Annotated in this window: 1 protein-coding gene; it reads right to left on the bottom strand. The window is 67.5% G+C overall.

Annotated elements, in window-relative coordinates; translation table 11 throughout:
- Window positions 1–90: 90 nt before the first annotated feature.
- A complete protein-coding gene (locus P409_RS35485) occupies window positions 91–702 on the bottom strand; it encodes an ATP-dependent Clp protease proteolytic subunit (protein WP_034849862.1) in 612 nt (203 codons plus the stop codon).
- Between the last annotated feature and the right edge of the window lie 49 nt (window positions 703–751).

The following is a 751-nucleotide window of genomic DNA, read 5'->3' as shown; positions in this document are numbered from 1 at the left end:
GCAAGGGGAGGGGGAGAGTGGAAAACACGCGTCGATTCGAGTGATCGAGTTCTGAAAAGATCCCGCAAGCGGGAGAGGCAACACGAGCTGCTAAGCCGCCACATCCTCCCGGTGCGCATAGATATGATCGACGATGCCCCAGGCCTTCGCCTCCGCCGCGGTCATGAAGCGGTCGCGATCCAACGTGCGCTCGACCTCCTCATAGGTCCGGCCGCAATGCCGGGCGTAGATCTCGTTCACCTGCCGCTTCAGCCGGACGATGTCCTCGGCATGGCGCTCGATGTCCGAGGCCTGGCCCTGGAAGCCGCCCGAGGGCTGGTGCAGCACCACCCGGGCGTTCGGCAGGGCGATGCGCCGGCCGGGCGCCCCGGCCATCAGCAGGAAGGAGCCCATCGACCCCGCCGTGCCCATGCACACGGTCGACACCGGGCTCTTGATGTATTGCATCGTGTCGTAGATCGCGAGGCCGCTGCTGACCACCCCGCCGGGCGAGTTGATGTACATCGCGATCTCGCGGCGCGGATCCTCCGATTCCAGAAACAGCAGCTGGGCGCAGACCAGCGCCGAGACGCCGTCGTCGATCGGACCGTTCAGGAACACGATGCGGTCGCGCAGCAGGCGGGAGAAGATGTCGAAGGCACGGTCGCCGCGGCCCGACTGCTCCACCACCATCGGCACCAGGTTCATCGTCATGCCGCCCATCGCCGCCCCCCGCCGACCGCCATGGCCTTGGTCCGCGGCCGCGCGACCG

The sequence above is a fragment of the Inquilinus limosus MP06 genome, from assembly GCF_000767795.1.
Taxonomy (GTDB): Bacteria; Pseudomonadota; Alphaproteobacteria; order DSM-16000; family Inquilinaceae; genus Inquilinus; species Inquilinus limosus_E.
The sequence above is the reverse complement of the archived record's forward strand: the minus strand, read 5'-3'. Positions and strand labels throughout refer to the sequence as shown.